At 59.0% G+C, this 3,576-nt stretch carries 2 protein-coding genes and 2 pseudogenes; 3 read left to right on the top strand and 1 reads right to left on the bottom strand.

All coding sequences use genetic code 11. The features are described from left to right. A pseudogene (locus ACYVDE_RS17440) lies at positions 1 to 263 on the bottom strand (alpha/beta hydrolase); the annotation flags it as partial. 278 nt (positions 264 to 541) lie between these two features. On the opposite strand from ACYVDE_RS17440, the gene rpsT reads away from it, so the two are divergent. The 3 genes and pseudogenes from rpsT to ACYVDE_RS17455 form a co-directional block, all read left to right on the top strand. After that, the gene (rpsT, locus tag ACYVDE_RS17445) at positions 542 to 793 is read left to right on the top strand and encodes a 30S ribosomal protein S20 (protein WP_198066977.1); all 252 of its coding nucleotides are present in this window, start codon (positions 542 to 544) and stop codon (positions 791 to 793) included. A 191-nt stretch (positions 794 to 984) separates the two neighbouring features. Beyond that, positions 985 to 2,520, top strand: a complete 1,536-nt coding sequence (locus ACYVDE_RS17450; protein ID WP_460502825.1) for a hypothetical protein — start codon at positions 985 to 987, stop codon at positions 2,518 to 2,520. A 153-nt stretch (positions 2,521 to 2,673) separates the two neighbouring features. Further along, positions 2,674 to 3,576 (top strand): annotated as a pseudogene (locus tag ACYVDE_RS17455) (S8 family peptidase); the annotation flags it as partial.

Consider the following 3,576-nt stretch of genomic DNA (forward strand, 5'->3'; position numbering starts at 1 on the left):
AGGGCGCGCACCATGCCGCGCACGTAAGGCCGCGAAGCGTCGCCCTCGAGGCCGTGCGACACAATGGCGAGGCCATCGGTTGGCCGATGGGCGGGCAGGCGGCTCCAGTCGAGGTTCAGGAAGTCGCCGTCGGGCAGTTCGAGGCGCTCGCGCTCGTAGGTTACGTCGGGCACGGTGCGCCACAGGCTGGGCACAATGGTCTGCAAATGACCGTTGAACAAGTAGAACGGCGGCTGATAGCGGGATTCGGCAACGAGAGGCATGGCGTGGGCAAAGAATGGGCAAGGACCGGGGGCAGCAGAACATTGGCAACGCAATGAAACGTGCACATAATCGGCATGCATACTAATTTAGGGAGCAAAATGTGAGTGTACAATGAATGCACGCATCTTTTTTGCCTGCGAAGCACCCAGCCCGGCCGGATAGAACAGGCTTGCAGTCAATATTTTTCTGGTGGGGCTTGAATTTATAACAGCGTCGCAGTACCTTTGCCCTCCCAAACACAGAACTCATAGCATAACGCTCCTATATATTCCTGCTCATGGCAAACCATAAGTCGGCCCTCAAACGCATCCGCAGCAACGAAGCCAAGCGCGTGTTGAACCGTTACCAGCACAAATCGACCCGCACCGCCATCAAAAAGCTGCGCACGACCACCGACAAAACGGCTGCTCAGGAGCTGCTGAAGAAGGTGTCTTCGATGCTGGACCGTCTGGCCAAGAAGAACATCATCCACAAAAACAAAGCTGCTAACAACAAGAGCAAGCTGACAAAACTCGTTAACGCGCTCTAGTGCGACTACGAGTCTAGGAAGGCCAGACTGCGCCGCCCCAAGGTCTGGTCTTCCGCTCATCACAGAAGCCCCGTTCGATTTCGAGCGGGGCTTCTTGCGTTGTAGCGCGAAGACTGTGTTTAATCAAAATAAGGATAATTTGATGTTGCTGACTACCTTACGGGTGACTTTCCACATCAATCTATCTGTGTATGCAACACGCTTACGTCTGGATGCGGCCACTGCTGGCCGTGCTGTTCCTCTTCAGTGCTTTGGGAGCCCGCGCGCAGCAGGCGTGGCGGCCGTTTCGGCCGGGGCTGATATATGCCTATGCGGCTACACCAGTCACCGGGAGTAGCGAATACTACACGTTGCGGGTCGATTCGGCTTACGTGGCGGCTAATGGTGATTCGGTGTACGCCTTCAATCGGCGTATGCGGACGGTAATTCCGACTGGTATCCGGGGCGGATTTGCGCGCAGCAAAAACAATTTGTTTGGAGCATTGCTGCGCTGGGTGCCTGGTCAGATGGGGTATACTCTGGAAGCATTAGCGCAAGTCAACGTGCAGGATGCGGTCAGTCTGACCCTGTTTCCAAGAGCCGCAGTTGGCAGCAGTTGGCTTGCGAGTGCGCAACCGGCCCGTACCGCCACATTGGTGAGCCGCAGTTGGCAAACCATCAGTCCAGGCGTGCAAGATTCAGTTGTGACTATCAGCGTGACGGGTTCCAGCCCGCAAACTGTGCGATTGAGCCGTCGGTACGGACTGCTTGAAGGGCCACAATGGCTGGGAGGAGCCACTGGTGGAACACTGGAGCAGGCCCTGCTGCCAATTCGTTTCGAGCAGTCGCTATATAGCCCGCGACTATTTTACGATGTGCAACCCGGTGATGAGTTTGGGTACTTCCGAGATGACGTTGTGGCGGCGGTCAGCTGCACGGATACCCGGGTGCTGCGCCGGGTAATCGGGCGCCGCGTTACGACGGATAGTACCATTATCACTTATCAGGAGCAAACGCGGTATCAGAACTACGGTTTTAACTCCTGTGGCCAGGCCCAGACTACCATTTATCCTATCCAAATTAAGCGGTGGGCGGTGGCGAACGCAGGCAACCAATGGGTATCAGCTGCAGGCCCTATCCAGCCGGCTGCGCTACGGCTTCTCACGGGCGAGTATCAAGTTGCGGGAGCAAGCAGCTTTCCATATGTATTGGCAGGATTACCAATTGCCAGCAGCAGCGGAGGCTGCCAAATACCAAGTTCGGCTCGTTCTATTGCGTACGTGCCCTATTACCCGCAGGTCGGAACCGGAAACGCCAATTTATATGAGCGCGGAATTGATTACATGGCGTGGGGTCTCGTCTTCGATGCCGGACTGACCAGCGTAATTGAGCAGGACATGGTGCAGATATATACCCGTAAAACGGTGAACGGCATAACTACTATTTGCGGCAATCCCCAGACTTTCGTCAACCTGCTACCCACCCGCGCCGAGCAAGCCGCTGCTGTGGCTACGCTGGCGCCAAACCCAGCTGCTGAAGCTGCCACGCTCACGCTGGCCCAGCCGGCGCGCCTTGGCACTGTGCTACGCCTGCTGGATGCGCTGGGCCGCCCGGTGTGGAGTGCACCCGTAGCGGCCGGCCAAACAGCTGTGGCGGTGCCGTTGGCCGGGCAGCCGGCGGGAATGTACTTATTGCACCTTAACGGCCCGGATGCGCTGACCGCCAGCTGGAAGCTGCTACGGCAGTAGCCCTGCAGAAGGGAAGGCGGTAGTCGGAGTGCTATTGTCTTCTGGGGAGATAAAATAGATATATTTAGGCGCTGAAGACCATGCTGCTAGTTGAGCAGCGGGTTCTTCAGCACCGTTCTTTTTCTTCTTTTCACTTCCCAATTCCCACACCGCATGAACAAACTTACCCTTTCGGCTGCGCTGCTGGCGTTGCTGCTGGGCAGCTGCCAGCGCCACAACGACGACCTGCAACTGCCCGAGCCCACCGCCGACCCGGTTGCGGCCCTCAGCACCCAGCAGCTCGACACTCAGATTCTGGACCGCCTGCGCGCTACCGGCAAATACGACTGGAACGAGGCGCCCGCGCATGTGGTCTGGAGCGCCCTCACCCGCTCCGACTACGTGCTGAGCGTGGGCTACCGCCCGGCCGGCTTCACGGGCGCGCTGCCCGATGATGTAGCCACTAATCCAGCCTGGCAGGCTGCCCGCGCTCAGGTATTGGCCCTCATCGCGGCCGAAGAGCAAAAAGCCGACCCCACGCTGACCGCCGAAAAGCTGGTGGCTTTTCAGGAAAGTGCGCTGCCCGTACTTGATGTGACGGTGCATCAGCTCAGCACCATCAAGGCGCTGCGGGCCAGCAGGCTGGTGCGCTACGCCGAGCCGATGGGCTACGAACCGTACCACCCAGGTACGGTGGCAAACCGCGGCACGTCGTCGCTGAGCAGCAGCGGCTGCGGCAACAACACGGCCACGGCTGGCCTGGTGGCCGGTACCGATTACGCGGTGCTCTCCAACGGCAGCAAATCGAGCTGGAACCAAGCCGACCAGTACCACGGCGTTCGTAGTGCCTGGAACCAGAGCACTGGCCGCGGCATCAAAATTCTAATTATCGACACCGGCTGTTCCGATGCGCAGGAAAACCTGGGCAGCGCATTCAACCAGGGCCTGAGTACGGGCCGCACCATCGAGCGCCTCGTGACGCTGCCGCGCAACACCATTTTCGGCATCCCGTACGGCGACGCCGAAACGCCCAACGACGGCTGCGGGCACGGCACCAGCATGGCCGGCGCGGCCGCC

Source organism: Hymenobacter agri (genome assembly GCF_054778495.1).

Bases quoted from the DNA above. Each gene is read 5' to 3' on its own strand.
- ACYVDE_RS17450 (WP_460502825.1), top strand. From the start codon at position 985: ATGCAACACGCTTACGTCTGGATGCGGCCACTGCTGGCCGTGCTGTTC.
- rpsT (WP_198066977.1), top strand. From the start codon at position 542: ATGGCAAACCATAAGTCGGCCCTCAAACGCATCCGCAGCAACGAAGCC.